This window comes from Kitasatospora sp. NBC_01266 (assembly GCF_036242395.1).
In the GTDB taxonomy this organism is placed as follows: domain Bacteria; phylum Actinomycetota; class Actinomycetes; order Streptomycetales; family Streptomycetaceae; genus Kitasatospora.
Genome location: NZ_CP108458.1, coordinates 3,679,189 through 3,703,277, shown reverse-complemented (window position 1 = coordinate 3,703,277; position 24,089 = coordinate 3,679,189). Strand labels below are relative to the sequence as shown.

Here is a 24,089-nt window from a genome sequence, read left to right as displayed (position 1 = left end):
GGCCCGTGGCCCGTGCGCCCCCGATCCTGCCCCGGCGCATGGCATCACGCATACCCCTCGGGTGCCGCCAGGCCTGGACTGGACCGGTTTCCACCCCTTTGCGGGGTATCACAACATCCAGCGGGCATACATCAAATTCTCAGGAAACTTCCCCGGCCGCGACCTGAACGCCCGCCAGGAGTCCCCGGAAGCACCCGAGGGGCCCCGCTTGCGCGGAGCCCCTCGACGTTCACCACGGCCGACAGCGGCCGGGGACGTCCTCGGTGGGGTGCGGTGACCCCGTCACGGCTGTCACGGGGTCACCGTCGTACTCCCTTCATCGGGCCGGCCTTGTGGGAGACGGGGCGGTGCGTGGCCTTGCCCGCGAGGAGTTGACGGACCAGCTGGTGCAGCGAGACCACGGCGGTGATCGGCGGCAGGCCCGCGACGATCACGTCGGGGACGGTGCGCGAGACATCGGCGACGCACAGGCCGGTCGCCATGCTGGAGAAGACCACCACCACGACCCAGGAGTGCACGGGGCGGCGTCCGTCCAGGGCGGCGCGCAGCACCGACAGGCAGCCCACCAGCCACGGCCCGTAGATGATCAGCGGCCACAGCTGCGACAGCCCCTGCGGCACCCGGGTGAGCGCCAGGTCGCGCAGCGGGTCGTAGGAGAACGTCCAGCCCAGCAGGCACACCGCGATGACGGTTACGGCAGTGAGTACTCCGAACAGCGAGCCGAGGACCTGCGACCAGGTGGTGGTGAACAGGTGTGCGCGCCGGCGGTGCCGGGGCAGCGCGCGGCCGGCCGCGCCGGCGCGGGACAGCCCGGGATCGTCGACGGGAGCGCGGGGATGCGGAACGAAGAGGTTCTCGGGGTCCCAGGCGTCCGCTGCCTCGCTGATCGGGAAGGGGCACAGGTCGTCCGGGTCGAACTGCACGGTACCCCCGTGCGGGGAGAGGAACTCGCGCCTCGGGTCGTACATGGCACCCTCCGTAGCTCTTGCCCCAATCGCCGGGCGGCGGTGGCCCGCGCGGCGCGCACCCCGGCCGTCATGCGCCGGCCAGGACCGTCTGCGCGCCGCAGCGACTGGCGAAGTCCTCCTCGAGCTGACGGATCGTCCGCAGGAAGTCGGCCAGGTGGCGGGAGCAGTGCCGCAGCACGACCCGTTCGCCGTTGCATGACAGGTAGCCGGTCCGCACGTCACCCGCCGGGTTGCGCCGGTCCGGGACGAAGAGCCACTTTCCGAGGCGGGTTGCCCGCTCCTGCGGCAGATGATGCGGTGGAGCCATTAGCTGGCGCATTGAACTCATACCCCATCAACGAAGCGGCTTCCGGGACACGTGTCCGGCATCCGGGCGTCGTTCCATATTCAGCATTCCGCTTGCTCGCCGAAATTACCCGGTGGGTCCGGGGTGTCGCTGTTTTTGTTGATCCACCGCAGACTATCGGATACATGGGGAATTTCGGGAATCGACACCGTAGCTGCTCGTCGAAATTCACCAGGGTCATACCGTCGGTCGCCGGGATACTTTTCCACTTGCCCGCCGCGCCGTGGACATGGTAGCGCTGGGTGATTTTCGGGTCATTCAGGGGATGGCTCGGCGGGCGATGGCCATGGCGCGGCGCGGCCGTTGCCCCGGTGGGCGCCTGAGGGTGCGGCAGAATTTACGATGATACTTCTTTCGATGACCTGTTCTCCGGTCAAGCATCCTTCAAGGTTCTGATAACCGTCGTCCCTGGGCCGTTCGGGTGGCCTTTGCCAGCGATATTTGCCGTCGGCATTTGCCACGAGCTCCCCGGTCGAGTTGTCGAAACGCCCGAGTGGGCTCGGCGGGCTCGAACGGCCAAGTCGTCACAGCCGACGAGGCGGCCCGCACGCTGTTGTCGGTGCCAGGAGCGAGGAGGCGTTGTCGGCAATTCCTGACCGTCGCCCGCTCCGCGGCCGGCGAATGATCCGGCGGCGCGCGCCGGCCGCTGTCCGTTGTCCGTGGAATATGGGCGTCGTTCCATATGAGTTTCCGGCGATGCTCGCCGGATCTCCCCAGTGGCGCGAGGGCTGGCGCAATTCTTCCCGGCGCCCGTGCTCCCTGAAAATCCCCAGGGCGCACGCCCGGCGCTCGAGCTTTCCTCAATTTGTTCCGCCGTGATCGTGTAGCATTTACGGCCGCACGGGGTCCGTCCAGAATTCAGGGCCGTGCCTGCGGAGGGAAGTCCGGCTTGTAAGGAGCTGTGTATGCTCACCAAGGAGGAATACGAGGATGTGCGGGAACTGCAGCGGCAGGGGTGGTCCATCTCGGCGATCGCCCGGCAGCTGGGGCACGACCGCAAGACGGTGAGGTCCTACCTCAGCGGAGAGCGGGCCGTGGGGACCCGCAGTCCGGCCCGGGACGAGTTCTCCCGGTTCCTGCCGTACTGCCGGCAGCGACTCTCGGACGACCCGCACCTGCCGGCATCCGCGCTGTTCGACGAAGTCGGGGCATTGGGCTATCCAGGTCGGTATTCGACCTTCACCCGGGCCCTGCGCAAGCACCAGGCCCGGCCTGCCTGCGCGTTCTGCTGCTCCGTCGGGCCCGGCGGAGGCGACGCCGCCCCACGTCCGGCGGACGAGAAGATCCGGTTCGAGTGGCTGGAGCTGACCGATCCGCCCGCGCAGTGGGACGGCGGGAGCCCGGCTCGCCTGCTGCTGGGTTCGCTGGTCCGGCCGGATCGCTGGCGCGCGGTGATCACCGAAGGCGAGGAGTTCCCGCAGCTTGTCGAAGCCATCGACCAGGTGCTGCGGCGGCTGGGCGGCACCACCGGGCGCTGGCGGTTCCGCCGGGTGCCGGCCGTGTGGTGCCCCGAGACCGGTCGGGTCTCGCCGGCCTTCGCGCAGGTGGCGAAGTACTACGGCGTGACGGTCAAGGTCTGCCGATCCGACCGGGTCGGCGCCGCGGACGCGGCCCACCAGGTGGCGGCCCGCAGCTGGTGGCGCACCGTGGCGGACGGCGGCTCCCTCTGGGCCGCGCAGGACAGCCTCGACCGGTTCGCGTCCGGCCTCGACGGCCGCCGCCACCCGGTCGGCGACCCGACCCAGCCGACTCCCGCGACGGCGCTGCTGGACCTGCCGGCCACCCCGTACCCGCTGCGGAGCTGCCTCGGCCGTACCGTCCTGCCGCAAGGCCTGGTCGCCTACCGCGGCAACTTCTACGCGGTTCCGCCCGATCTGGCCGGCGCGGCCGTGCAGGTCCAGCGACGCCTCGGGGAGTCGTTCCTGTCGATCACCACCGCGAGCGGAGCGGTCATCGCCCGCCACGCACTGGCGCCGCAAGGAGCGGGGCTGAGGATGGTCGACCGCGGCGGAGCCATCGTGCTGGACCGCCCCGCCCGCCCGACCCGTGCCGAGGTCCCGCCCTGCCAGCGCGGCAAGGGCCACCGCCCGCTCTCCCCAGCGGCCCAGGCCGAGGCCGACGCCCTGCACGGGACCGCGGTGCCGAGTCGCTGAGTCCGAGGCCGCCGAGTACCAGGTCCGAGGGCCTCGGCGCCACGCCCGGCGTGCTCGGGCGTCGGGCCGATCGCGCTCACCACCTGCACGCACCTGCGGACGGACGAGGAGGGCACAGCGAGGGCGGCGCGCGAAGCGATCTTCAGCGCGGTGCCCTCACTGTGCCCTCCCAGGCCTACCGGCAGTGACTCCGCAGGACGGAGCCCTGCGCTAGCGGTAGTTCACGTACTGGATCGCGAAGTCCAGGTCCTTGCCCTTGAGCAGGGTCTGAACGGCCTGCAGGTCGTCCCGGCTCTTGGAGGAGACCCGCAGCTCCTCGCCCTGCACCTGCGCCTTGACGCCCTTCGGGCCCTCGTCGCGGATGATCTTGGAGATCTTCTTGGCGTTCTCCTGGGAGATGCCCTCCTTGATCGTCGCGAAGATCTTGTACTCCTTGCCGGACAGCTGCGGCTCGCCGGCGTCCAGCGCCTTCAGCGAGATCTTGCGTGCGATCAGCTTGCTCTGCAGCACGTCGAGGATGGCCTTCACCCGCTCCTCGCCGTCAGCCTTCAGCTCGATCCGCTCGCCGGTCCAGCCGATGCTCGCGCCGACGTTCTTGAAGTCGTAACGGTTGGCGATCTCACGAGAGGTCTGGTTGATCGCGTTGTCGACCTCCTGCTTCTCGACCTTCGAGACGATGTCGAAACTGGAGTCGGCCATCTGTGGTGGTCTCCTTGCGATGTCGGCAGTACAGCCCCAACCGGAGCGGGGCCCTCACGCCCCCAGCCTATCCAGCGACGCTGCGCCCGACCCCCTTGATCATCACGTGACCAATCAAGTGGCGGAGCACCCCCTGCCATCAGGTAAGGTTTATCCAGTCGAACGGGGCGCAGCCCCGCGAGACGAACATCCTGGCTGGTTGCCCGAGCGGCCAAAGGGAGCAGACTGTAAATCTGTCGCGCAAGCTACGCAGGTTCGAACCCTGCACCAGCCACAGGATAGAGAGACAGCCCCCGATCTGCGGAAACGCGGATCGGGGGCTGTCTCGTTTTGTGCGCCCGGAGCCGAGGCCCAGCCGACGTGTGCGGACCAGGTGCGGACCAGGGGCCGGTGCACCGCTGACCGGGCGTCGGGCGGCGGGTCGTCAGGGGGGCGTTGGGATGGGGCGTGGCGTCGTCAGGGATGTGTCAGGGGGCTGGAGCCGGCCGGGTGGGTCCCGTTTGCTGGGGTGAGGCGGGCCCGGTGGGAGAAGGGGTAGGCGTGGTGGAGCGGCGGCGGGTTGTGGTGGGGGTCAGTGGGTCGCTGGGGAGTCTGGCGGCGTTGCACCGGGGGGCCGAGGAGGCGCGGCGGACCGGGGCGGAGTTGCTCGCGGTGCTGGTCTGGACGCCGCCGGGCGGGGAGTACGGCTTCCGCCGCGCACCCTGCCCGCCGCTGCTGTCGGCCTGCCGGGAGGCTGCCGTGGAGCGGCTGACGACGGCGCTGGCCGAGGCGTTCCCGGCCGGGGTGGCACAGCTGCCGCTGAGCGGGCTCGCGGTGCGCGGTGAGCCGGGGGCGTCGCTGGTCGCGGTGGCCGACGGGCCGGACGACGTGCTGATCGTCGGCGCGGGCGAGGGGCGGTGGTGGCGGCGGCTGCGTCCGTCGGTGAGCGGCTACTGCGTGCGGCGGGCCGGGTGCCCGGTGCTGACGGTGCCTCGGCCGCAGTTGCAGCGGGATCTCGCGGAGATCGAGCGGCGCAACGCGTACCACCTTCCGCTGGAGCTGGTCGGCTGACGGTGAGGCGATGCGGTGCGAGCCATGGGTGACGAGCATCAACGGGGTGTCAGATTCGCCGGAAGCGCCGTTAGGAACGCGTATAGGGCGCGGGTGGTTCGCCGCTTGTCCGGGGACGATGCGAAGCGCAGCCGAGTACAGGAGCCATCCGATGCCCATCACCCCTGACGCCGTCCAGGCCGAGCCCCCGCATACCGGGGCGGTCGAGCCCGGCATATCCGGTAGCGGTGCCTCCGCCACCGCCGCCGCCGACCGCGCGCACGACCGCGACAAGCTGACCGCACTCGGCGGCCTGGCCGCGCTCTCGTTGGACGCGATGGCCTCGGTCGCGTACGGGCCCGAGTCGATCGTCCTGGTGCTCGCCGCCGCCGGCAGCTACGGCCTGGGCTTCACCCTGCCGGTCACCGCCGCCATCGCGCTGCTGCTCGCGGTGCTCACCGCCTCCTACCGGCAGGTGATCGCGGCCTTCCCGGACGGCGGTGGCTCCTACGCGGTGGCCAAGACCCACCTGGGCCGGCGCACCGCGCTGACCGCCGCCGCCTCCCTGGTGGTCGACTACATCCTCAACGTCGCGGTCTCGGTGACCGCCGGTGTGGCCGCGCTGACCTCCGCCTTCCCCTCCCTCTACCCGGACCGGGTCTGGCTCTGCCTGGGGGTGCTGGTCCTGGTCACGGGGGTGAACCTGCGCGGCATCGCCGAGTCGGCCCGCTGGTTCATGCTGCCGACCGCGGTCTTCGTGCTCTCGATCATGGCGATCATCGTGATCGGCCTGTTCCGCTCCGCTCCCGCCAGCACGGCGGCAGCGGCCGGGCACGCCTCCACGCTGGCCGCCAACGCGACCTCGGTGGGCGCGCTGCTGCTGCTCAAGGCCTTCGCCTCCGGCTGCTCGGCGCTGACCGGGGTGGAGGCGGTGGCCAACGCGGTGCCCTCCTTCCGGGCTCCCCGGGTCAAGCGCGCCCAGCACACCGAGGTCGCCCTCGGCGGGGTGCTCGGCGTGATGCTGATCGGACTGGCCGTGCTGATCGGCCGCTTCCACCTGCAGCCGGTGGAGGGCGTCACCGTGCTCGCCCAGTTGGCCGACGCCTCGCTCGGTCACGGATTCGGCTTCTACCTGGTCCAGTTCGCCACCGTGATCCTGCTGGCGCTGGCCGCCAACACCTCCTTCGGCGGGCTGCCGGTGCTGATGCGCCTGCTGGCCCGGGACAACCACCTGCCGCATGTCTTCGCGCTGCGGGCCGACCACCAGGTGCACCGGCACGGCGTGCTCTTCCTGGCCGTGGTCTCGGCGGGCCTGCTGGTGGCCTCCGGCGGGGACGTGAACAGCCTGGTGCCGCTCTTCTCGATCGGCGTCTTCGTCGGCTTCACGATCTGTCAGATCGGCATGGTCAAGCACTGGTGGCTGAGCCGCTGCGCCGGTTGGCGCGGCAAGGCGGCGCTGAACGGCTTCGGCGCGCTGCTGACCGGGGTGGCCACCCTGGTGGTCACCGGTACCAAGTTCACCGAGGGCGCCTGGGGCATCGTGGTCGCGCTGCCGCTGATGGTGCTGCTCTTCGAGCTGGTGCACCGGGCGTACGGGCGGATCGGGGAGCGGCTGGAACTGGGCCGGATCCCCGGGCCGCTGACCCCGCAGCGCTCGCTGGTCGTGGTGCCGGTCCACTCGCTCACCCGGATGACCCGCGAGGCGCTCTCCGCCGCCCTCTCGCTCGGCGACGAGGTGCTCGCGGTGACCGTGGTGCCGACCGAGCCGGACGTCGAGGACCAGCAGACGGCCGAAGCGTTGCGCCGGGACTGGGAGTTGTGGCAGCCGGGCGTGCCGCTGGTCCAGGTGAAGGACGCGCACCGGCGGCTCGGCCGGCCGCTGGTCGGCTTCGTCAACGGACTGGCCCAGCAGCCGCGCGCTGAGGACGGCGGCTTCGACCGGATCACGGTGCTGATCGCCGAGGTCGAGCCGGTGCACTTCTGGCAGCGGGCGCTGCAGAACCAGCGCGGGGTGCTGATCGACCGGGCGCTGCGCCGTGGCACCGACGCGGTGGTCTGCCGGCTGCGGCTGCGGATGTAGCGCGGAGCGGCCGACCGGGAACATCTCATCGGCACGACTCGGCACGACGAATTCAGCGGAAGACGAATGCAGCCGAAATAGCACAACTAGCCTGTCTGTGTGATATCAGCCAGGCATTCGATGCGCCGTTCATGCCATCTCCCGATGCGTTCGGGTGGCGTATCCGGATTGCCCTCTACCTCGCTGACCTGCGCAAACGCGAGACCGAACGGCCGTACGAAGGTAATTCACCGCCCGCGAGTCGCCCATCGCCAATACGCATGGGACGCATACGCTCGCGCTTGTGTTCAACCTGCCTTCGGCGCTCAAGCGCCTCGTGATCGGTCAGGCCATGCGCAGCGAGGAGCTGGGCGAGACGCTGCTGCCCAAGCGGCTGGCGCTGCCGATCTTCGCGTCCGACCCGCTCTCCTCGGTGGCCTACGCCACCGAGGAGATCCTGCTGGTGCTCACCGTCGGCGGCACCGCTTTCCTCTACCTGACGCCGTGGATCGCGGCCGCGGTGGTGGTCCTGATGGCGGTCGTGGTCCTCTCCTACCGGCAGGTCGTGCACGCTTACCCGGGCGGCGGCGGCTCGTACGAGGTGGTGACGCAGAACCTCGGCGACCGGGCCGGCCTGGTGGTGGCCGCCTCGCTGATGGTCGACTACGTGATGACCGTCGCGGTCTCGGTCGCCTCAGGAGTGGACAACATCATCTCGGCGTTCCCGGGCATCGGCGGTTTCCGGGTCCCGATGGCCTGCATCTTCGTCGCGTTGCTGGCCGCGGTGAACCTGCGCGGGGTCCGCGAGTCGGGCAAGGCCTTCGCGGCGCCGACGTACCTGTTCATCTTCGGCATCATGCTGATGGTGATCACCGGCTTCATCAAGATGGCCTTCGGGCACACGCCGGTGGCCTCCAGCGCCCAGTACGCGATCACGCCGACCGACCACAACGGCACGCTGACCGGGATCGCGCTGGTCTTCCTGGGCCTGAAGGCCTTCGCCTCCGGCTGTACCGCGCTGACCGGTGTCGAGGCGATCTCCAACGGTGTGCCGGCCTTCCGAAAGCCCAAGTCGAAGAACGCGGCCACCACGCTGGCCGTCATGGGCAGCACCGCCGTGGTGATGTTCGTCGGCATCACCGCCCTGGCGCTCGTCACCAAGGTGCACAAGACCGCCGACACCTGCCAGTTGGTCGGCTACCCGGGCGACTGCCACACGGCCTCCCAGCCGACCGTCATCGCGCAGCTGGCCGCCTCGATCTTCGGCGGCGACCACAGCTTTCTCTTCTACTTCATCCAGGCCGTCACCGCCCTGGTGCTGATCCTGGCCGCGAACACCGCTTTCAACGGGTTCCCGCTGCTCGCCTCGATCCTGGCCCAGCACAGCTACCTGCCACGGCAGTTCCACACCCGCGGCGACCGACTCGCCTTCTCCAACGGCATCATCGCGCTGGCCGTGGTGAACATCCTGCTCCTGTGGGGCTACAAGGCGAACGTCTCCAACCTGATCCACCTCTACATCCTGGGCGTGTTCACCTCCTTCACGCTCTCCCAGATCGGCATGGTCCGGCACTGGAACGAGGTGCTGGGCAGCGAGAGCGATCCCGCGGTGCGGGCGCGTGCCCAGCGCTCCCGGGTGATCAACGCGTTCGGCGCCTGCACCACCGGTCTGGTCTTCGTGATCGTCATGGCCACCAAGTTCCTGGAGGGAGCCTGGCTCGCGGTGCTCGCCGCGATCGTGCTCTTCACGATGATGCGCGGCATCCGCAAGCACTACGACGCGGTCGCCGCGGAGCTGGCGGTGGAGGATCCGCACGCGGAGGCGGTGCGCCCGTCCAAGGTGCGCGGCATCGTGCTGGTCTCCAAGGTGCACAAGCCCACCCTGCGCGCACTGGGGTACGCCGAGGCGTTCCGCCCGGACTCGCTGGAGGCGGTCAGCGTCGCCGTGGAGAAGGACGATGTCGAGGAACTCAGGCGGCGGTGGAACGAGTTCGACATCCGGGTGCCGCTCAAGGTGCTGGACTCGCCCTACCGCGAGATCACCAAGCCGGTGGTGGCCTACGTCCGCTCGGTGCGCCGCACCAGCCCCCGGGACGCCGTCGCGGTCTTCATTCCGGAGTACGTGGTCGGCCACTGGTGGGAGCACGTGCTGCACAACCAGTCCGCGCTCTGGCTGAAGAGCCGGCTGCTCTTCACCCCCGGCGTGATGGTGATCAGCGTGCCGTGGCAGCTCTCCTCGGCCCCGCGCGCCGACCACCCGGCCCGCCGGGGCCCCGGTTCGGTCCGGCGCGGCGAGCCGAGCGGCGGCGACGGCACGAAGCGCGAGGCGATCAAGGCGCCCGAGAACGTCTGAGCGCCGTCGGAGAGCCTCGATGAGCTGACCGAGCGCCGTCATCGAGGTGTGGGCCCCGGGTGGATCGTCCGCCCGGGGCCCACGCCGTTGCCGCCCCTGGGCCCACACCGCCCGTTGCCGCCGTGTTATCGCCCCGTGACCGGGCCTCGACACGCCGTATGGAGGCCGTCAACAGGGCTCCCGTCCCCGTATGGAGGACGTCAAGAACGGCGGGTACGGCTCGAACACACGATTTGCTACTCCAGCCGGTCTGCCACCGGTGTCGTGCGAAGCCCTGTGGCCGCCCACGGCCAGGTCCTTGAAGCAACTGGTGGAGCTCATGCTCGATCTCGTCTTCGTCGGCATCACGGTCCTCGTGTTCGCCGTCCTCGCTCTGATCGCTCGGGGGGTGGAGAAGCTGTGAGCGTCGAGAATCTCGCAGGTCTCATCGTCGCTGTCGTCCTCGTCGGCTACCTCGTCGTGGCGTTGATCTACCCGGAGAAGTTCTGACATGAGCTCCACTCTCGCGGGCTGGCTGCAGGCCCTCGCCCTGGTGGGCGCGCTCGCTCTCTGCTACCGGCCGCTGGGCGACTACATCGCCAAGCTGCTCACCACCGCCAAGCACCTCACGGTGGAGCGCGGCTTCTACAAGGCCATCGGGGTCGACGGTGACGCCGACCAGCGCTGGCCGTCCTACCTCCGCTCGCTGCTGGCCTTCTCGGGCATCAGCGTGCTCTTCCTCTACCTGCTGCAGCGCATCCAGAACCACCTGATGCTCAGCCTCGGCTTCAAGGCCGTGAACCCGCACGGTGCCTGGAACACCGCGATCTCCTTCGTGACCAACACGAACTGGCAGGACTACAGCGGCGAGTCGACCATGGGCCACGTGACCCAGATGGCCGGCCTGGCGGTGCAGAACTTCCTCTCCGCCGCCGTCGGCATCGCGGTCGTGGCGACCCTGATCCGGGGCTTCACGCGCAGCAAGACCGACCGGGTCGGCAACTTCTGGGTCGACATGACCCGGCTCAGCTTCCGCCTGCTGCTGCCGCTCTCGATCGTCTTCGCGCTGGTCCTGGTGGCCAACGGTGCGATCCAGAACTTCCACGGCTTCCACGAGATCACCACCCTCACCGGCGACACCCAGTCGATCCCCGGCGGCCCGGTGGCCTCGCAGGAGGTCATCAAGGAGCTGGGCACCAACGGTGGTGGCTTCTTCAACGCCAACTCGGCCCACCCGTTCGAGAACCCGACCGGCTTCACCAACTGGCTGGAGATCTTCCTGCTGCTGGTGATCTCCTTCTCGCTGCCCCGCACCTTCGGCAAGATGGTCGGCGACAACCGCCAGGGCTACGCGATCGTCTCGGTCATGGCCAGCTTCTGGGTGGCCTCGGCCGCGCTGATGACCTTCTTCGAGACCCACCCGGCGGGTGTGGCGCTCAAGGCGGCGGGCGGCGCGATGGAGGGCAAGGAGGTCCGCTTCGGCCTCTGGGGCACCAGCCTCTTCGCCACCTCCACCACGCTGACCTCGACCGGTGCGGTCAACGGCATGCACGACTCGCTCACCCCGGGCGGTGGCGGTGTCGCGATGTTCGACATGATGCTCGGTGAGATCGCGCCCGGCGGTACCGGCTCCGGCCTCTACGGCATGCTGGTGCTGGCCATCGTGGCGGTCTTCGTGGCCGGTCTGATGGTCGGCCGCACGCCCGAGTACCTGGGCAAGAAGCTCGGCGGCCGGGAGATGAAGTTCGCCTCCCTCTACATCCTGACCACCCCGCTGATCGTGCTGATCGGCACCGGTGTCGCGATGGCGCTGGGCGGTGAGCGCGCCAACATGCTCAACTCCGGGGCGCACGGCTTCTCCGAGATCCTCTACGCCTTCACCTCCGCGGCGAACAACAACGGCTCCGCCTTCGGCGGTCTGACGGTGACCTCGCCCTGGTGGGACACCGCACTCGGCCTCGCGATGGTCTTCGGCCGCTTCCTGCCGATCATCTTCGTGCTGGCGCTGGCGGGCTCGCTCGCCCAGCAGCAGCCGGTCCCCGCCACCAAGGGCACCCTGCCCACTCACAAGCCGCTTTTCGTGGGGCTGCTGTCGGGCGTCGTCCTGATCGTGGTTGGCCTCACCTACTTCCCGGCCCTGGCTCTCGGGCCGATCGCGGAAGGTCTGCACTGATGTCGTCCACCCTTACCCCCGCCCCCGTCGAGCAGACGGAGGCCGCCGAGCAGCCGCACCGCGTGAAGTCCGGACTGCTCGACCCGAAGCTGATCGTCGCCTCCCTCCCGGACGCGTGCAAGAAGCTCGACCCGCGGGTCATGATCAAGAACCCGGTCATGTTCGTGGTCGAGGTCGGTTCGGTGGTCACCACCATCGACGCGATCGCCAAGCCCTCGGTCTTCGCCTGGGCGATCACCGTCTGGCTCTGGCTCACCGTGATCTTCGCCAACCTGGCGGAGGCCGTCGCCGAGGGCCGCGGCAAGGCGCAGGCCGAGACGCTGCGCCGCACCAAGACCGAGACCATGGCCCGACGGCTGGTCAACTGGCCCTCCTCGCAGGCCGAGGAGGAGGTGGCCGGCACCGAGCTGCGGCTCGGTGACCACGTGGTCATCGAGGCCGGCCAGATCATCCCCGGCGACGGCGACGTCGTCGAGGGCGTGGCCAGCGTCGACGAGTCGGCGATCACCGGTGAGTCCGCTCCGGTGATCCGCGAGTCCGGTGGTGACCGCTCGGCGGTCACCGGTGGCACCAAGGTGCTCTCCGACCGGATCGTGGTGAAGATCGCCTCCGAGCCCGGCAAGTCCTTCATCGACCGGATGATCGCCCTGGTCGAGGGCGCCTCCCGGCAGAAGACGCCGAACGAGATCGCGCTCAACATCCTGCTGGCCTCGCTGACCATCGTCTTCCTGGTCACGGTCGCCGCACTGCAGCCGATGGCCGCCTTCGCCGGCGCCCCGCAGACCCTGATCGTCCTGGTCTCGCTGGTCGTCGCGCTGATCCCGACCACGATCGGCGCGCTGCTCTCCGCGATCGGCATCGCCGGTATGGACCGCCTGGTGCAGCGCAACGTGCTGGCCATGTCGGGCCGCGCGGTCGAGGCCGCCGGTGACGTCAACACCCTGCTGCTGGACAAGACCGGCACCATCACCCTGGGCAACCGCCAGGCCGCCGAGTTCCTGCCCGCCCAGGGCGTGGACACCGGCGAGCTGGCCGACGCCGCACAGCTCTCCTCGCTGGCCGACGAGACGCCCGAGGGCCGCTCGATCGTCGTCCTGGCGAAGACCGAGTACGGCCTGCGGGCCCGCGCCCAGGGCGAGTTGGAGCACGCCACCTGGGTTCCGTTCACCGCCCAGACCCGGATGTCGGGTGTCGACCTGGACGAGGCCGACGGCCTGCACCAGGTCCGCAAGGGCGCGGCCGGCTCGATCACCCGCTGGGTCATCGAGAACGACGGCACCGTCGGTGACGACGTCGCCCAGCTGGTCGACGGCATCTCCGCCGCGGGTGGTACCCCGCTGGTGGTGGCCAGCAGGATCGGCAGCGCGCCTGCTCGCGCCCTCGGGGTGATCTACCTCAAGGACGTGGTCAAGGAGGGCATGAAGGAGCGCTTCGACGAGCTCCGCCGGATGGGCATCAAGACCATCATGATCACCGGTGACAACCCGCTGACCGCCAAGGCGATCGCGGAGGAGGCCGGCGTGGACGACTTCCTCGCCGAGGCCACCCCCGAGGACAAGATGGCCCTGATCAAGAAGGAGCAGGAGGGTGGCAAGCTGGTCGCGATGACCGGTGACGGCACCAACGACGCTCCGGCTCTGGCCCAGGCCGACGTGGGTGTGGCGATGAACACCGGCACCATGGCGGCCAAGGAGGCCGGCAACATGGTGGACCTGGACTCCAACCCCACCAAGCTGATCGAGATCGTCGAGATCGGCAAGCAGCTCCTGATCACCCGTGGCGCGCTGACCACCTTCTCGATCGCCAACGACGTCGCGAAGTACTTCGCGATCATCCCGGCGATGTTCGCCAGCGTGTACCCGGGCCTGGGTCACCTCAACATCATGGACCTGCACAGCCCGAAGTCCGCGATCACCTCGGCGATCATCTTCAACGCCCTGGTCATCATCGGCCTCATCCCGCTCGCCCTGCGCGGCGTGAAGTACCGTCCTTCCGACGCCAGTTCGCTGCTCCGCCGGAACATCGGGATCTACGGCTTCGGCGGTCTGATCGTCCCGTTCGTCGGGATCAAGTTGATCGACCTGGTCGTCCAGTTCATCCCCGGCCTGCGCTGAGAAACGGAGGAAAAGCTCTCATGTCCAAGCCACTGCCCACCTCCGTCCGTACCCACTTCACCGCCCTGCGGTTCCTGCTGCTGATGACGGTGGTCCTCGGGATCGCCTATCCGCTGCTGGTCACCGGGATCAGCCAGGTCGCCTTCAGCCAGAAGGCCAACGGCTCGATCGTGAAGTCGGCCGACGGCAAGGAGATCGGCTCCAGCCTGATCGGTCAGAACTTCAACCTGCCGAAGAAGAACCCGAACGACCCCAACGAGCAGGCCCAGCCGGACCCGAAGTACTTCCAGCCGCGGCCCTCCGCCGCTGGTACGGGTTACGACCCGACCTCCTCGTCCGGCACCAACCTCGGCCCGAACAGCGACGTGCTGCTGAAGTCGGTGCAGAGCGCCCGGGCTTCGATCGCCGCGTTCGACGGTGTCGACCCGGCCAGCGTGCCGGCCGACGCGGTCACCTCCTCCGGCTCCGGCCTGGACCCGGAGATCTCGGTGGCCTACGCCGACGAGCAGGTCAACCGGGTCGCCAAGGCCCGTAACCTGTCGGTGGACCAGGTCAACGCGCTGGTCGGCAAGTACACCGAGGCCCGCTCGGTGGGCTTCCTCGGCAACCCCGGTGTCAATGTCCTGCTGCTCAACAGCGCACTGAACGAGTTGAAGTGACGTACCGTCAGATCGAGTGAAACCGGACCGGCCCGCGCGGGGAACGCCCCGCACGGGCCGGTCCGGCCTGTCTCTGCCCACCTTTCGCGAAGAGAGAAGAAGCCCCCCATGGCTCGCGATCTCGCCTCCGCCGCCCCGCCACGGCGCGGCCGGCTGCGGGTGTACCTCGGCTCGGCCCCCGGCGTCGGAAAGACCTACCGGATGCTGGACGAGGCCCGGCGCAGACAGGAGCGCGGGGCGGACGTGGTGGTGGGCTACATCGAGTGCCACGGCCGCAAGCACACCGAGACCATGCTGCAGGGCCTGGACATCATGCCCCGGCTGCACCGGACCTACCGGGGCACCGAGTTCACCGAGATGGACGTCGCGGCGGTGCTGGAGCGCCGCCCGTCCGTGGTGCTGGTCGACGAGCTGGCGCACACCAACATCCCCGGCGGCAAGAACGCCAAGCGCTGGCAGGACGTCGAGGACCTGCTGGCGGCCGGCCTGGACGTGATCACCACGGTGAACATCCAGCACCTGGAGAGCCTCAACGACGTCGTCCAGAAGATCACCGGCACGCCCCAGCGGGAGACCATCCCGGACGAGGTGGTGCGCCGGGCCGACCAGATCGAACTCGTCGACATGGCCCCGCAGGCGCTGCGCCGCCGGATGGCCCATGGCAACGTCTACAAGGCCGAGAAGGTGGACGCCGCGCTCACCAACTACTTCCGGGTCGGCAACCTGACGGCGCTTCGCGAGCTCGCCCTGCTCTGGGTGGCCGGGCGGGTCGACGAGGGACTGCGCGACTACCGGGCCGAGCACAACATCGACCGGGTCTGGGAGACCCGCGAGCGGGTGGTGGTGGCGCTCACCGGCGGTCCGGAGGGCGAGACGCTGATCCGGCGGGCCGCCCGGATCGCCGACCGCACCGCGGCCGGCCAGGTGCTGGCCGTGCACGTCACCCGCAGCGACGGCCTGGCCGGCGCCTCCCCGGGGGCACTGGCCAACCAGCGGCGCCTGGTGGAGACCCTCGGCGGCAGCTACCACGTGGTGGTCGGCGACGACATCCCCACCGCGCTGCTCGGCTTCGCCCGCGCCAACGACGCCACCCAGCTGGTGCTCGGCACCAGCCGGCGCGGCCGGATCAACCGCTTCCTGACCGGCCCGGGGATCGGCGAGACCACCGTCGACGCGTCCGAGGACATCGACGTCCACATGGTGACCCACGAGTTCACCGGACGCGGCCGGCTGCCGCAGCTCGGCCGGCGGCACTCCAAGCGGCGCACCGTGGCGGGCTTCACCTCAGGCCTGGTGCTGCCGTTCGCGCTCACCGGCGTGCTCTCCCAGCTGCACCACACCCTCAACCTGACCACCGACGCGCTGCTCTTCCAGCTCGGCGTGGTGGCGGTCGCGCTGCTCGGCGGCTCGATGTCGGCGCTGGTCGCCTCGCTGATCGCCTCGCTGCTGGTCAACTACTACTTCATCCCGCCGGTGCACACCTTCACCATCGGCGAGCCCAACAACGTGATCGCGCTGCTGGTCTTCGCGGTCGTCGCGCTCACCGTCTCCACCGTGGTGGACCGGGCCACCCGGCTGACCGGGCGGGCGGCCAGAGCGACCGCCGAGGCCGAGACGCTCTCCGCGCTGGCCGGCACCGTGCTGCGTAGCCAGGACACCGGCCAGGGGGCCGGTTCGGCGATCCCGACCCTGCTGGAGCACTCCCGCAACACCTTCGGCCTGGACTCGGTCGCGCTGCTCTCCCGGGAGACCGGTGAGGTGCTCGCCCGCAGCGACTCCGCCGGGGAGGTGGCCGCGGACGCCGAGAGCACCGAGGTGCCGGTCGGCTCGGACGCGCTGCTGATCATGACCGGGCGCCGGCTGCCGGCCGATCAGCTGCGGCTGCTCACCGCCTTCTCCGCGCACGTGGCCGCCGCGCTGGAGCGCGACCGGCTGGCCGCGGTCGCGGCCGAGGTCGAGCCGATCAAGGCCGCCGACAAGATGCGCACCGCGCTGCTCGCCGCGGTCAGCCACGACCTGCGCACCCCGCTGGCGGCGGCGCTGGCCTCGGTCGGCTCGCTGCGCAGCCCCGACGTCGAGTTCTCGCCGGAGGACCAGGCCGAACTGCTGGCCACCGCCGACGAGTCGCTGATCCGGCTGAACCGCCTGGTCGACAACCTGCTCGACATGAGCCGCCTGCAGGCCGGCGCGCTCACCCTGCACCTGGGCCCGGTGCACATCGACGAGGTGCTGCCCCGCGCGCTGGACTCGCTCGCCGACCAGGACGCCCCGGTGCAGCCGCTCGACCTGGAGCTGGTGCCCGCCGTGCTGGCCGACGGCCCGCTGCTGGAGCGGGTGCTGGCCAACGTGATCACCAACGCGCTGCGCTACAACGCGCCCGGTGCGCCGGTGCTGGTCAGCGCCAGCACCCACCGGGACCAGGTGCAGATCCGGATCGCCGACCGTGGTCCGGGCATTCCGGCCGCCGACCGGGACCGGGTCTTCCTGCCCTTCCAGCGGCTGGGCGACACCGACAACACCACCGGCGTGGGCCTGGGCCTGGCGCTCTCCAGGGGGCTGGCCGAGGCGATGGGCGGCACCTTGGAGGTCGAGGACACCCCGGGCGGCGGCACCACCATGCTGCTCACCCTGCCGACCGCGGCCGAGGAGGAGTTGGCCCTGTGAGCGAGCACAGCGAGCGCGCCATCGACCGGCGCGGGCCGGCGCATGCCCTGCCGGGCGTCGGCGAGGTGCGCGGATGAGCAACATCCTGATCGTGGACGACGAGCCGCAGCTGCTGCGCGCGCTGCGGATCAACCTGCGGGCCCGCCAGTACCAGGTGGCCACCGCCGCCACCGCCGTCGCCGCGCTGGAGGCCTACGAGCGCACCCTGCCGCAGCCCTCGGCCGGGGAGACCCCGATCGACGCGGTGCTGCTCGACCTCGGCCTGCCGGACCTGGACGGGGTCGAGGTGATCCACCGGCTGCGCGGGCGCGGCCCGGTGCCGATCATCGTGCTCTCCGGGCGCAGCGGCGCGGACGACAAGATCCAGGCGCTGGACGCCGGTGCCGACGACTACGTCACCAAGCCCTTCCTGATGGACGAGCTCTTCGCCCGGCTGCGCGCCGTGCTGCGCCGTCCGGTGGCCAGCACCGCCGCCGACACGGCGGTGCTGGGGGACTGGGCGATCGACCTGACGGCCGGCATCGTGCACCGGACCGGCGACAGCGCGCGGCACCTGCGGCTGACCCCGACCGAGTGGAAGATCCTCACCATGCTGCTGGCCAACCCGGGCCGGCTGCTGCCCGGCCGGCAGATCCTGCGCGCGGTCTGGGGCCCGGGGCACGAGGAGCGCGGCAACTACCTGCGGGTCTACTTCGCGGGCCTGCGCCGCAAGCTGGAGCGCGACCCGGCCAGGCCCCGGCACCTGATCACCGAGCCGGGCATCGGGTACCGCTACGAGCCGTGACGGCCGGGTCCGGCCCGCGCTGGGCGCAAGGGGGCGCTAATGATCCGTCAAGACGGGCACCCCGAGTGCCAAGGGAACCTCGGAGCGGAGCAGAATCATCTGGCCCAGGAGCTGGCGTCACCGTGCGGAAACGGTTCCGCTCCGCTCCTGGGGGCCCGGCCTGACGCCGGGACAGGAGCTGGATCGCGCCGGACACCGGCGGCCCCGTGCGGGGCCACCGGTCGGCGCCGACCAGGCAACGGGGAGGGACGCGCGGTCATGGCAGTGGGAGCAAGACCACCGGGGGAGAGCTTGTCCGAGCGGACGAGTTCGGTGGCCACCAAGGGGGCTTCCGCCTCGCGCACCTCACCCGCGCGGCCGGCGCCGACCGGGTTCGGCCGGCTCCGCACCCGGGCCTACTGGACCACCCCGCGCCGGGTCCGGGCCCTGACGGCGGCCGCGCTGGCCGCCGTGCTGCTCTTCGCCGGCGTGGCCTTCACGGTGCTCAGCGGCGCCCGGGACAGCGTGGACGCGATCGGCCACCACTCCGCCCCGCAGGCCGAGCGGGCCTCGGACCTGTACTTCGCGCTCAGCGACCTGGACGCCCAGGCGGCCAACCTGCTGCTGGTCGGCGCCGACGAGGCCGACTTCGCCAAGCGCAAGGCCATCCAGGACACCTACGACCAGCGCCGGTCGCAGGCCGACGCCGACCTGGAGCAGGCCACCGAGGCGCTCTCCGGCGACCCGGCGGGCCGCCAGGCCGTCCAGGCCGAGTTGGACGGCCTGGGCCAGTACGAGGCCCTGGTGGCCCGCTCCGACCTGCAGGAGAGCAACGCCGAGTCGCTGCCGGGCAAGCCCTCGCCCGACGCGCTCAGCTCCTACCAGCAGGCCACCGACCTGCTGCGCAGCCAGCTGCTGCCGAACGCCGACCTGGTGGCCAACGCCAACGCGGCCAAGGTCGGCGGGACCTACACGAGCCAGCGGGCCGACCTCGACTCCGGCTGGTGGTGGCTGCTGGTCACCGGCCTGCTCGCGCTGGCCGCCCTCGGCGCCCTGCAGCGCACCCTGACGGTCCGCTACCGCCGGCTGATCAGCCCGCCGCTGGTCGCGGCCCTGCTGGTGACGGTGATCGGCCTCGGCTACGGCCTCTCGCTGGTCTCCGGCACCGAGGACCGGCTGCACAACGCCAAGGCCAACGCCTACGACTCGGTGATCGCGCTGAGCCGGGCCAAGGCGGTGGCCTACGACAGCAACGCCGACGAGAGCCGCTGGCTGAGCGACCCGAGCCGGGCCGACACCTACCAGCAGAGCTTCTTCGACAAGACCCAGCAGATCGTCAAGCTGGACAACACCACCCTCGGCACGTACAACGCCGCACTGGACAAGGCGATCGCCGCCCACCAGGCCTCGGCGGCCGACGTGACCTTCGGCGGCTACCTCGGCGACGAGGAGCGCAACATCACCTTCCCCGGCGAGCAGCAGGCCGCCGACCAGGTGCTGGCCGACTTCCGGACCTACCAGCAGGACGACCGCAAGATCCGCCAACTCGCCCAGCAGGGCCACCTCGCGGACGCCATCGCCTTCGACACCGGCACTGCGGCGGGGCAGTCGGACGGGGACTTCAGCCAGTTGAGCGACGCCTTCGACAAGGTGGTGGCGATCAACCAGCAGGCCTTCGACTCCTCGATCCAGCAGAGCGATTCGGCGCTCGGCGTCGGCGCGGCCGTCTCCTGCGCGCTGCTGCTGGCCGGCGCGCTGGCCCTCACCGTCCTGGCGGTCCGCCCGCGGCTGCGCGAGTACCGCTGACCCGGCCGGTCGCGTCACCAGGGCGCCGAGAGGCCCCTCACGGGTGCCCGCTCTGCCGCGGCAGGGCGGGCGCCACGGTGTCCGCGAACTCCCGTACCGCGCTGGTGCGGGAGACCACCCGGCCGCTGTGCACCACCAGCCGGCTGTGGCCGCCGGACAGCGCGCCCGCCAGGCTGTCCCCGCGCACCGCGAGCAGCTCGGCCGGGAATCCGGCGTCCACCCGGACCGAGGGCAGTCCCATCAGCAGCCTGGCCTGCCCGCTGACCGCCTCGTAGGCCTCGGTCACGCTCAGCGCGCCGCCGGCCGCGAGCAGGTAGGCGGCCTCCAGCGGGTCGGCCCGACCGACCGGGTTGACCGCGTCCCGCAGCGCGCCGCTGCCGGCCGCCAGCGGGAGTTGATGGTTCATCAACTCCCGTACGATCACCGGGCTCAGGCCATCGGGCGGCCCGTCCAGCGCGCCGCAGGCACCGCTCTGCGGCAGGCAGACCACCCGCAGCCCGGCCGCCCGCAGTCCCGCCGCGCCGCCCGGCGCCAGCCGGTCGCACGGGCCCACCGCCACCCGGGGGCGCAGCGGCGCCAACACGGCCGTGATGCGGGCCAGTCGGTCCGGTTCGGCGCCGCGCAGGTGCAGGTCGACGGGGCAGTCGAAGTCGGTCGCCGCCGACACCACGGCCTGCACGTAGCCGACCGGGTCCGGGTCCAGCTCGGGGGAGCCGCCCACGGCGTCCGCGCCCATCCGCAGCGCCTCGCGCAGCTGGGCCCGCCCGTCCGCCCCCGCCGCCCCGGTGAGCAGCCGGGGCGCCGCCACCGCCTGGAGTCCCACCAGCCCGCGCAGCGCCTGGCGCGCGGTGAGCACGGCCTCCAGTCGGCCGAGCCGGTCCGGGCCGCCGATCCGCACGTGGGTGCGCTGGGCGGTGGCGCCGTAGCCGAGGGAGGTGAGGGCGGCCTCGGTGACCCGGCGGATGAGCTCGACGGGCGCCTCGGCCCGCTCGGCGGAGCCGGCCGGCACCTCGGTCGGCCGGCCGGTGAACGCGGTGTCGTGGTGGGCGTGCGGCTCGGCGGGGGCCGGCAGCAGCAGGTAGCCCGTCAGATCGATCCGGGCCCCCGCGATGACGGCCGGCTCGGAGCCGATGGACGCGCCGGCCGGCAGCGCCGACTGCGGCAGCGGGCCCAGGCTCCCGGTGGTGCCGACGGCCTGGATCCGGTCGCCGCTGATCCGCACGTCGACCACCCGGCCGTCGACCAGCCGGGCGCCGCTGAGCAGCAGCACCGGGCCGTGGCCGAGCGGGTTGCAGCCGCCCTCCGGACTCATCGGTCGGCTCCTCCCAGTCCGGAAGATCACTGGCGGCCGAGCCTATGGTCAGCGCGTGCCCGGGGCGGGGAGGCTCGCGGCGCGCACCGCCGGGTGTCGAACGGCGGATCGCCGAACGGCAGGTCCCGGCCCGTCAGTCCGTGCGAGCCGCCGACCTGCGATCTTGCGCTCGGCATACGGATTTCACCTCTGGCCCCGAACCGTGTAATCTCTTCCTCGTTCAGCCGGTTCGCCCCTATAGCTCAGTCGGTAGAGCGTCTCCATGGTAAGGAGAAGGTCTGCGGTTCGATTCCGCATGGGGGCTCTGGTGAACAGATTTCCGCTCGTCGGATTCTGATCACCAAAGCGGTGTAGCTCAGTTGGTAGAGCAAGCGGCTCATAATCGCTGTGTCACCGGTTCAAGTCCGGTCACCGCTACCCCGCGTAGTCGGTCGGGAGATCGCACTCCCGATCGGCTACTCTTGTTGTGTCATCACCCCATTGTTGTCCAAGGAAGGCACTCCCGTGGCTGCCACCGACGTCCGCCCGAAGATCACGCTGGCCTGCGTGGAGTGCAAGGAGCGGAACTACATCACCAAGAAGAACCGGCGTAACGACCCGGACCGTCTTGAGATGAAGAAGCACTGCCCCCGCTGCAACTCGCACACCGCTCACCGCGAGACCCGCTGACCCCGTAGGGCGTCGCCGGGCCTGGTAGTGACACAGGTCTCTTGGCTTCAGGCCGCACCCCCTCGGGGTGCGGCCTGAAGTCGTTTTCGCACACGTCGACTTGAGGAGTAGTCCATGGCGCTCGACCCCTCCTTCATCGGGCGGTCCTACCCGCCCACCGAGCCGTACGAGGTGGGCCGGGAGAAGATCCGGGAGTTCGCCGCCGCGATCGGTGACGCCAACCCGGTGTACACAGATCCGCAGGCCGCCAAGGCACTCGGGCACCCGGACGTGATCGCTCCGCTGACCTTCCCGTTCGTGCTCAGCTACGCGGCCGCCGCGCAGGTGGTGGCCGACCCGGAGCTGGGGCTGGACTTCAGCCGGGTGGTGCACGGGGACCAGAAGTTCCTCTACACCCGCCCGCTGCGGGCCGGTGACCGGGTGCGGGTGTCGATCAGCATCGACAACATCAAGTCGCTGGCCGGCAACGATGTGCTCACGGTGAAGGGCGAGATCGCCGACGAGAGCGGCGAGCACGTGGTGACGTCCGTCATGACCCTGGTCGCCCGGGCGGCCGACGACACGGCAGGGGAGTAGCACGATGGCTGTCAGCTTCGACGAGGTCGAGGTCGGGACCGCGCTGCCCGCCCAGTCCTTTGAGGTGACCCGCGCCACGCTGGTCCGCTACGCCGGCGCCTCCGGCGACTTCAACCCGATCCACTGGAACGAGCGGTTCGCCCGCGAGGTCGGCCTGCCCGACGTCATCGCGCACGGCATGTTCACCATGGCCGAGGCGCTGCGGGTGGTCACCGACTGGACCGGCGATCCCGGCGCGGTGCTGGAGTACGGCGTGCGGTTCACCAAGCCCGTGGTGGTGCCCGACGACGACCGGGGCGCGGTGATCGAGGTCACCGGCACGGTGGCCAAGCTGCTGGAGAACCGCCAGGTGCGGGTGGACCTGCTGGCCACCAGCGCCGGCCAGAAGGTGCTCGGGATGTCCCGCGCCGTGGTCCAGCTGGCCTGACCGGCCGCGCTCACCGCGCCGCCCGGCCGGGCCGGGGAGCGCGGGCGGTCATCCACTACCGTGGAGCGCGTGCACGTGACCGAGAACGCCCCCCTCGCCCCGCTGACCACGCTGCGGCTCGGCGGCCCCGCCCGTCGTCTGGTGACCGCGCGCACCGACGCTGAGGTGGTCGCCGCCGTCCGGGCCGCCGACGCGGCGGGCGAGCCGCTGCTGGTGATCGGCGGCGGCAGCAACCTGGTGATCGGCGACGCCGGCTTCCCCGGCACCGTGCTGCGGATCGCCACCACCGGCTTCGAGCTGACCGGCACCGCGCTGGAGCTGGCGGCCGGCGAGGTCTGGGCCGAGGCGGTGGCCCGCACGGTCGAGGCGGGCCTGGCGGGCATCGAGTTCCTGGCCGGCATCCCCGGCTCGGCCGGTGCCACGCCGGTGCAGAACGTCGGCGCCTACGGCCAGGAGGTCGCGCAGACCATCACCGAGGTGGTCGCCTACGACCGGCAGGCCCGCGAGACGGTCACCCTGCCCGCCGCCGACTGCGCCTTCTCCTACCGGCACAGCCGCTTCAAGGCCGACCCCGAGCGCTATGTGGTGCTCCGGGTCCGGTTCGCGCTGGAGGCCGCCGACGGCGCGTCCAGCCCGGTGCGGTACGCCGAGGTGGCCAGGACCCTGGGCGTCGAGGCCGGCGAGCGGGTGCCGCTGGGCACCGCGTACCGGACGGTGCTCGGGCTGCGGGCCGGCAAGGGCATGGTGCTGGACCCGGCGGACCACGACACCTGGTCGGCCGGCTCCTTCTTCACCAACCCGGTGCTGACGCCCGAGCAGTACCAGGACTTCCAGGAGCGGCTGGCCGAGCGCTCGATGACCGCCCCCGCCTACCCGGCGCCGGACGGCCACACCAAGACCTCCGCCGCCTGGCTGATCGACAAGGCCGGTTTCACCAAGGGTTACGGCAGCGGTCCGGCCACCCTCTCCACCAAGCACACCCTGGCCCTGACCAACCGCGGCCGGGCCACCACCGAGGACCTGCTCGCGCTGGCCCGCGAGGTCCGCGACGGCGTGCACGCGGTGTTCGGGGTCCGGCTGGTCAACGAGCCGGTGATGGTCGGCGTCCGGCTCTGACCGGCGGCGCCGGCCGGCTCAGCGCGCCCGGCGCGCCACCAGCCACACCACCAGGACCAGCAGCAGGAGCACGAACAGGGTCAGGCCCAGCCCGGCCCCGTGGGTGCTCCGGTAGTAGTAGCTGTGGCGGACCACGGTGACGTGGTGCACCACGATGCGGTGCGTGGTCGAGGTGGTGCGCACGGTGTGCGTCGTGTGGCTGCTGGTGCGATGCGAGCTCATGG

At 70.8% G+C, this 24,089-nt stretch carries 21 protein-coding genes and 3 tRNA genes; 19 read left to right on the top strand and 5 right to left on the bottom strand.

Translation table 11 applies throughout. The features are described from left to right. Positions 1-299 precede the first annotated feature (299 nt). Both OG403_RS15965 and OG403_RS15960 read right to left on the bottom strand, forming a co-directional pair. Positions 300-968 carry a DUF2637 domain-containing protein gene (locus tag OG403_RS15965; RefSeq protein WP_329564904.1) on the bottom strand — a complete coding sequence of 223 codons (669 nt, stop codon included), beginning with the start codon at positions 966-968 and terminating at the stop codon, positions 300-302. A gap of 67 nt (positions 969-1,035) precedes the next feature. Beyond that, positions 1,036-1,275, bottom strand: a complete 240-nt coding sequence (locus tag OG403_RS15960; protein WP_329564903.1) for a hypothetical protein — start codon at positions 1,273-1,275, stop codon at positions 1,036-1,038. 944 nt (positions 1,276-2,219) lie between these two features. On the opposite strand from OG403_RS15960, the gene OG403_RS15955 reads away from it, so the two are divergent. Beyond that, positions 2,220-3,467, top strand: coding sequence for a Mu transposase domain-containing protein (locus OG403_RS15955; RefSeq protein WP_329564902.1), 1,248 nt, complete (start codon positions 2,220-2,222; stop codon positions 3,465-3,467). Positions 3,468-3,677: 210 nt separating this feature from the next. Here the strand turns inward: OG403_RS15955 and OG403_RS15950 are convergent, their stop codons facing one another. Continuing rightward, positions 3,678-4,166, bottom strand: a complete 489-nt coding sequence (locus OG403_RS15950; protein ID WP_329564901.1) for a YajQ family cyclic di-GMP-binding protein — start codon at positions 4,164-4,166, stop codon at positions 3,678-3,680. A 193-nt stretch (positions 4,167-4,359) separates the two neighbouring features. Here OG403_RS15950 and OG403_RS15945 point away from each other — a divergent pair. The 12 genes from OG403_RS15945 (at position 4,360) to OG403_RS15890 (ending at position 19,765) form a co-directional block, all read left to right on the top strand. After that, a tRNA-Tyr gene (locus OG403_RS15945) sits at positions 4,360-4,440 on the top strand. Between the two features lie 248 nt (positions 4,441-4,688). Then, positions 4,689-5,216, top strand: coding sequence for a universal stress protein (locus tag OG403_RS15940; RefSeq protein ID WP_329564900.1), 528 nt, complete (start codon positions 4,689-4,691; stop codon positions 5,214-5,216). A 151-nt stretch (positions 5,217-5,367) separates the two neighbouring features. After that, positions 5,368-7,275, top strand: a complete 1,908-nt coding sequence (locus tag OG403_RS15935; RefSeq protein ID WP_329564899.1) for an APC family permease — start codon at positions 5,368-5,370, stop codon at positions 7,273-7,275. A gap of 331 nt (positions 7,276-7,606) precedes the next feature. Next, on the top strand, positions 7,607-9,607 hold the full coding sequence (locus tag OG403_RS15930; protein WP_442911070.1) for an APC family permease: 2,001 nt from the start codon (positions 7,607-7,609) through the stop codon (positions 9,605-9,607). Between the two features lie 190 nt (positions 9,608-9,797). Further along, on the top strand, positions 9,798-10,010 hold the full coding sequence (locus tag OG403_RS15925; protein WP_329564897.1) for a hypothetical protein: 213 nt from the start codon (positions 9,798-9,800) through the stop codon (positions 10,008-10,010). Next, positions 10,007-10,096 (top strand): K(+)-transporting ATPase subunit F, encoded by a 90-nt coding sequence (gene kdpF, locus OG403_RS15920; protein WP_184937114.1) that lies wholly within the window; start codon positions 10,007-10,009, stop codon positions 10,094-10,096. The genes OG403_RS15925 and kdpF overlap by 4 nt, the downstream gene beginning before the upstream one ends. Position 10,097: 1 nt before the next feature. Continuing rightward, positions 10,098-11,759: a potassium-transporting ATPase subunit KdpA gene (gene kdpA / locus OG403_RS15915; protein ID WP_329564896.1), complete on the top strand. Its 1,662-nt coding sequence runs from the start codon at positions 10,098-10,100 to the stop codon at positions 11,757-11,759. Continuing rightward, positions 11,759-13,873, top strand: coding sequence for a potassium-transporting ATPase subunit KdpB (kdpB, locus tag OG403_RS15910; protein WP_329564895.1), 2,115 nt, complete (start codon positions 11,759-11,761; stop codon positions 13,871-13,873). The genes kdpA and kdpB overlap by 1 nt, the downstream gene beginning before the upstream one ends. Before the next feature lie 20 nt (positions 13,874-13,893). Then, positions 13,894-14,532: a K(+)-transporting ATPase subunit C gene (kdpC, locus tag OG403_RS15905; protein ID WP_329564894.1), complete on the top strand. Its 639-nt coding sequence runs from the start codon at positions 13,894-13,896 to the stop codon at positions 14,530-14,532. A gap of 108 nt (positions 14,533-14,640) precedes the next feature. Then, complete coding sequence (locus OG403_RS15900; RefSeq protein WP_329564893.1) at positions 14,641-17,196, top strand: sensor histidine kinase KdpD; 2,556 nt, start codon at positions 14,641-14,643, stop codon at positions 17,194-17,196. 73 nt (positions 17,197-17,269) lie between these two features. After that, positions 17,270-17,980: a response regulator gene (locus OG403_RS15895; protein ID WP_329564892.1), complete on the top strand. Its 711-nt coding sequence runs from the start codon at positions 17,270-17,272 to the stop codon at positions 17,978-17,980. 291 nt (positions 17,981-18,271) lie between these two features. Beyond that, a complete protein-coding gene (locus tag OG403_RS15890; RefSeq protein ID WP_329564891.1) occupies positions 18,272-19,765 on the top strand; it encodes a hypothetical protein in 1,494 nt (497 codons plus the stop codon). A gap of 37 nt (positions 19,766-19,802) precedes the next feature. Here OG403_RS15890 and OG403_RS15885 read toward each other — a convergent pair whose 3' ends face one another. Further along, on the bottom strand, positions 19,803-21,077 hold the full coding sequence (locus tag OG403_RS15885; protein ID WP_329564890.1) for a hydrolase: 1,275 nt from the start codon (positions 21,075-21,077) through the stop codon (positions 19,803-19,805). Positions 21,078-21,308: 231 nt separating this feature from the next. On the opposite strand from OG403_RS15885, the gene OG403_RS15880 reads away from it, so the two are divergent. From OG403_RS15880 to OG403_RS15855, 6 genes are all read left to right on the top strand, one after another. Then, positions 21,309-21,381, top strand: a tRNA-Thr gene (locus OG403_RS15880). A 40-nt stretch (positions 21,382-21,421) separates the two neighbouring features. Further along, positions 21,422-21,494: transfer RNA gene (locus OG403_RS15875), tRNA-Met, on the top strand. 87 nt (positions 21,495-21,581) lie between these two features. Continuing rightward, positions 21,582-21,746, top strand: a complete 165-nt coding sequence (rpmG, locus tag OG403_RS15870; RefSeq protein WP_006604855.1) for a 50S ribosomal protein L33 — start codon at positions 21,582-21,584, stop codon at positions 21,744-21,746. Positions 21,747-21,860: 114 nt separating this feature from the next. After that, on the top strand, positions 21,861-22,322 hold the full coding sequence (locus OG403_RS15865; RefSeq protein WP_329564889.1) for a MaoC family dehydratase N-terminal domain-containing protein: 462 nt from the start codon (positions 21,861-21,863) through the stop codon (positions 22,320-22,322). 4 nt (positions 22,323-22,326) lie between these two features. Further along, positions 22,327-22,749: a MaoC family dehydratase gene (locus tag OG403_RS15860; protein WP_329564888.1), complete on the top strand. Its 423-nt coding sequence runs from the start codon at positions 22,327-22,329 to the stop codon at positions 22,747-22,749. A gap of 69 nt (positions 22,750-22,818) precedes the next feature. Beyond that, complete coding sequence (locus OG403_RS15855; protein ID WP_442910919.1) at positions 22,819-23,865, top strand: UDP-N-acetylmuramate dehydrogenase; 1,047 nt, start codon at positions 22,819-22,821, stop codon at positions 23,863-23,865. Between the two features lie 18 nt (positions 23,866-23,883). Here the strand turns inward: OG403_RS15855 and OG403_RS15850 are convergent, their stop codons facing one another. Beyond that, positions 23,884-24,087 (bottom strand): hypothetical protein, encoded by a 204-nt coding sequence (locus OG403_RS15850; protein ID WP_329564886.1) that lies wholly within the window; start codon positions 24,085-24,087, stop codon positions 23,884-23,886. Between the last annotated feature and the right edge of the window lie 2 nt (positions 24,088-24,089).

Excerpts from the sequence above, each read along its gene's own strand:
- OG403_RS15930 (WP_442911070.1), top strand. The coding sequence starts at position 7,607 with ATGCGCAGCGAGGAGCTGGGCGAGACGCTGCTGCCCAAGCGGCTGGCG.
- OG403_RS15885 (WP_329564890.1), bottom strand. The coding sequence starts at position 21,077 with ATGAGTCCGGAGGGCGGCTGCAACCCGCTCGGCCACGGCCCGGTGCTG.
- OG403_RS15925 (WP_329564897.1), top strand. The coding sequence starts at position 9,798 with ATGGAGGACGTCAAGAACGGCGGGTACGGCTCGAACACACGATTTGCT.
- kdpB (WP_329564895.1), top strand. The coding sequence starts at position 11,759 with ATGTCGTCCACCCTTACCCCCGCCCCCGTCGAGCAGACGGAGGCCGCC.
- OG403_RS15935 (WP_329564899.1), top strand. The coding sequence starts at position 5,368 with ATGCCCATCACCCCTGACGCCGTCCAGGCCGAGCCCCCGCATACCGGG.
- OG403_RS15860 (WP_329564888.1), top strand. The coding sequence starts at position 22,327 with ATGGCTGTCAGCTTCGACGAGGTCGAGGTCGGGACCGCGCTGCCCGCC.
- OG403_RS15955 (WP_329564902.1), top strand. The coding sequence starts at position 2,220 with ATGCTCACCAAGGAGGAATACGAGGATGTGCGGGAACTGCAGCGGCAG.
- kdpA (WP_329564896.1), top strand. The coding sequence starts at position 10,098 with ATGAGCTCCACTCTCGCGGGCTGGCTGCAGGCCCTCGCCCTGGTGGGC.
- OG403_RS15900 (WP_329564893.1), top strand. The coding sequence starts at position 14,641 with ATGGCTCGCGATCTCGCCTCCGCCGCCCCGCCACGGCGCGGCCGGCTG.
- OG403_RS15965 (WP_329564904.1), bottom strand. The coding sequence starts at position 968 with ATGTACGACCCGAGGCGCGAGTTCCTCTCCCCGCACGGGGGTACCGTG.
- kdpC (WP_329564894.1), top strand. The coding sequence starts at position 13,894 with ATGTCCAAGCCACTGCCCACCTCCGTCCGTACCCACTTCACCGCCCTG.
- OG403_RS15865 (WP_329564889.1), top strand. The coding sequence starts at position 21,861 with ATGGCGCTCGACCCCTCCTTCATCGGGCGGTCCTACCCGCCCACCGAG.
- OG403_RS15960 (WP_329564903.1), bottom strand. The coding sequence starts at position 1,275 with ATGGCTCCACCGCATCATCTGCCGCAGGAGCGGGCAACCCGCCTCGGA.
- OG403_RS15895 (WP_329564892.1), top strand. The coding sequence starts at position 17,270 with ATGAGCAACATCCTGATCGTGGACGACGAGCCGCAGCTGCTGCGCGCG.
- OG403_RS15950 (WP_329564901.1), bottom strand. The coding sequence starts at position 4,166 with ATGGCCGACTCCAGTTTCGACATCGTCTCGAAGGTCGAGAAGCAGGAG.
- OG403_RS15850 (WP_329564886.1), bottom strand. The coding sequence starts at position 24,087 with ATGAGCTCGCATCGCACCAGCAGCCACACGACGCACACCGTGCGCACC.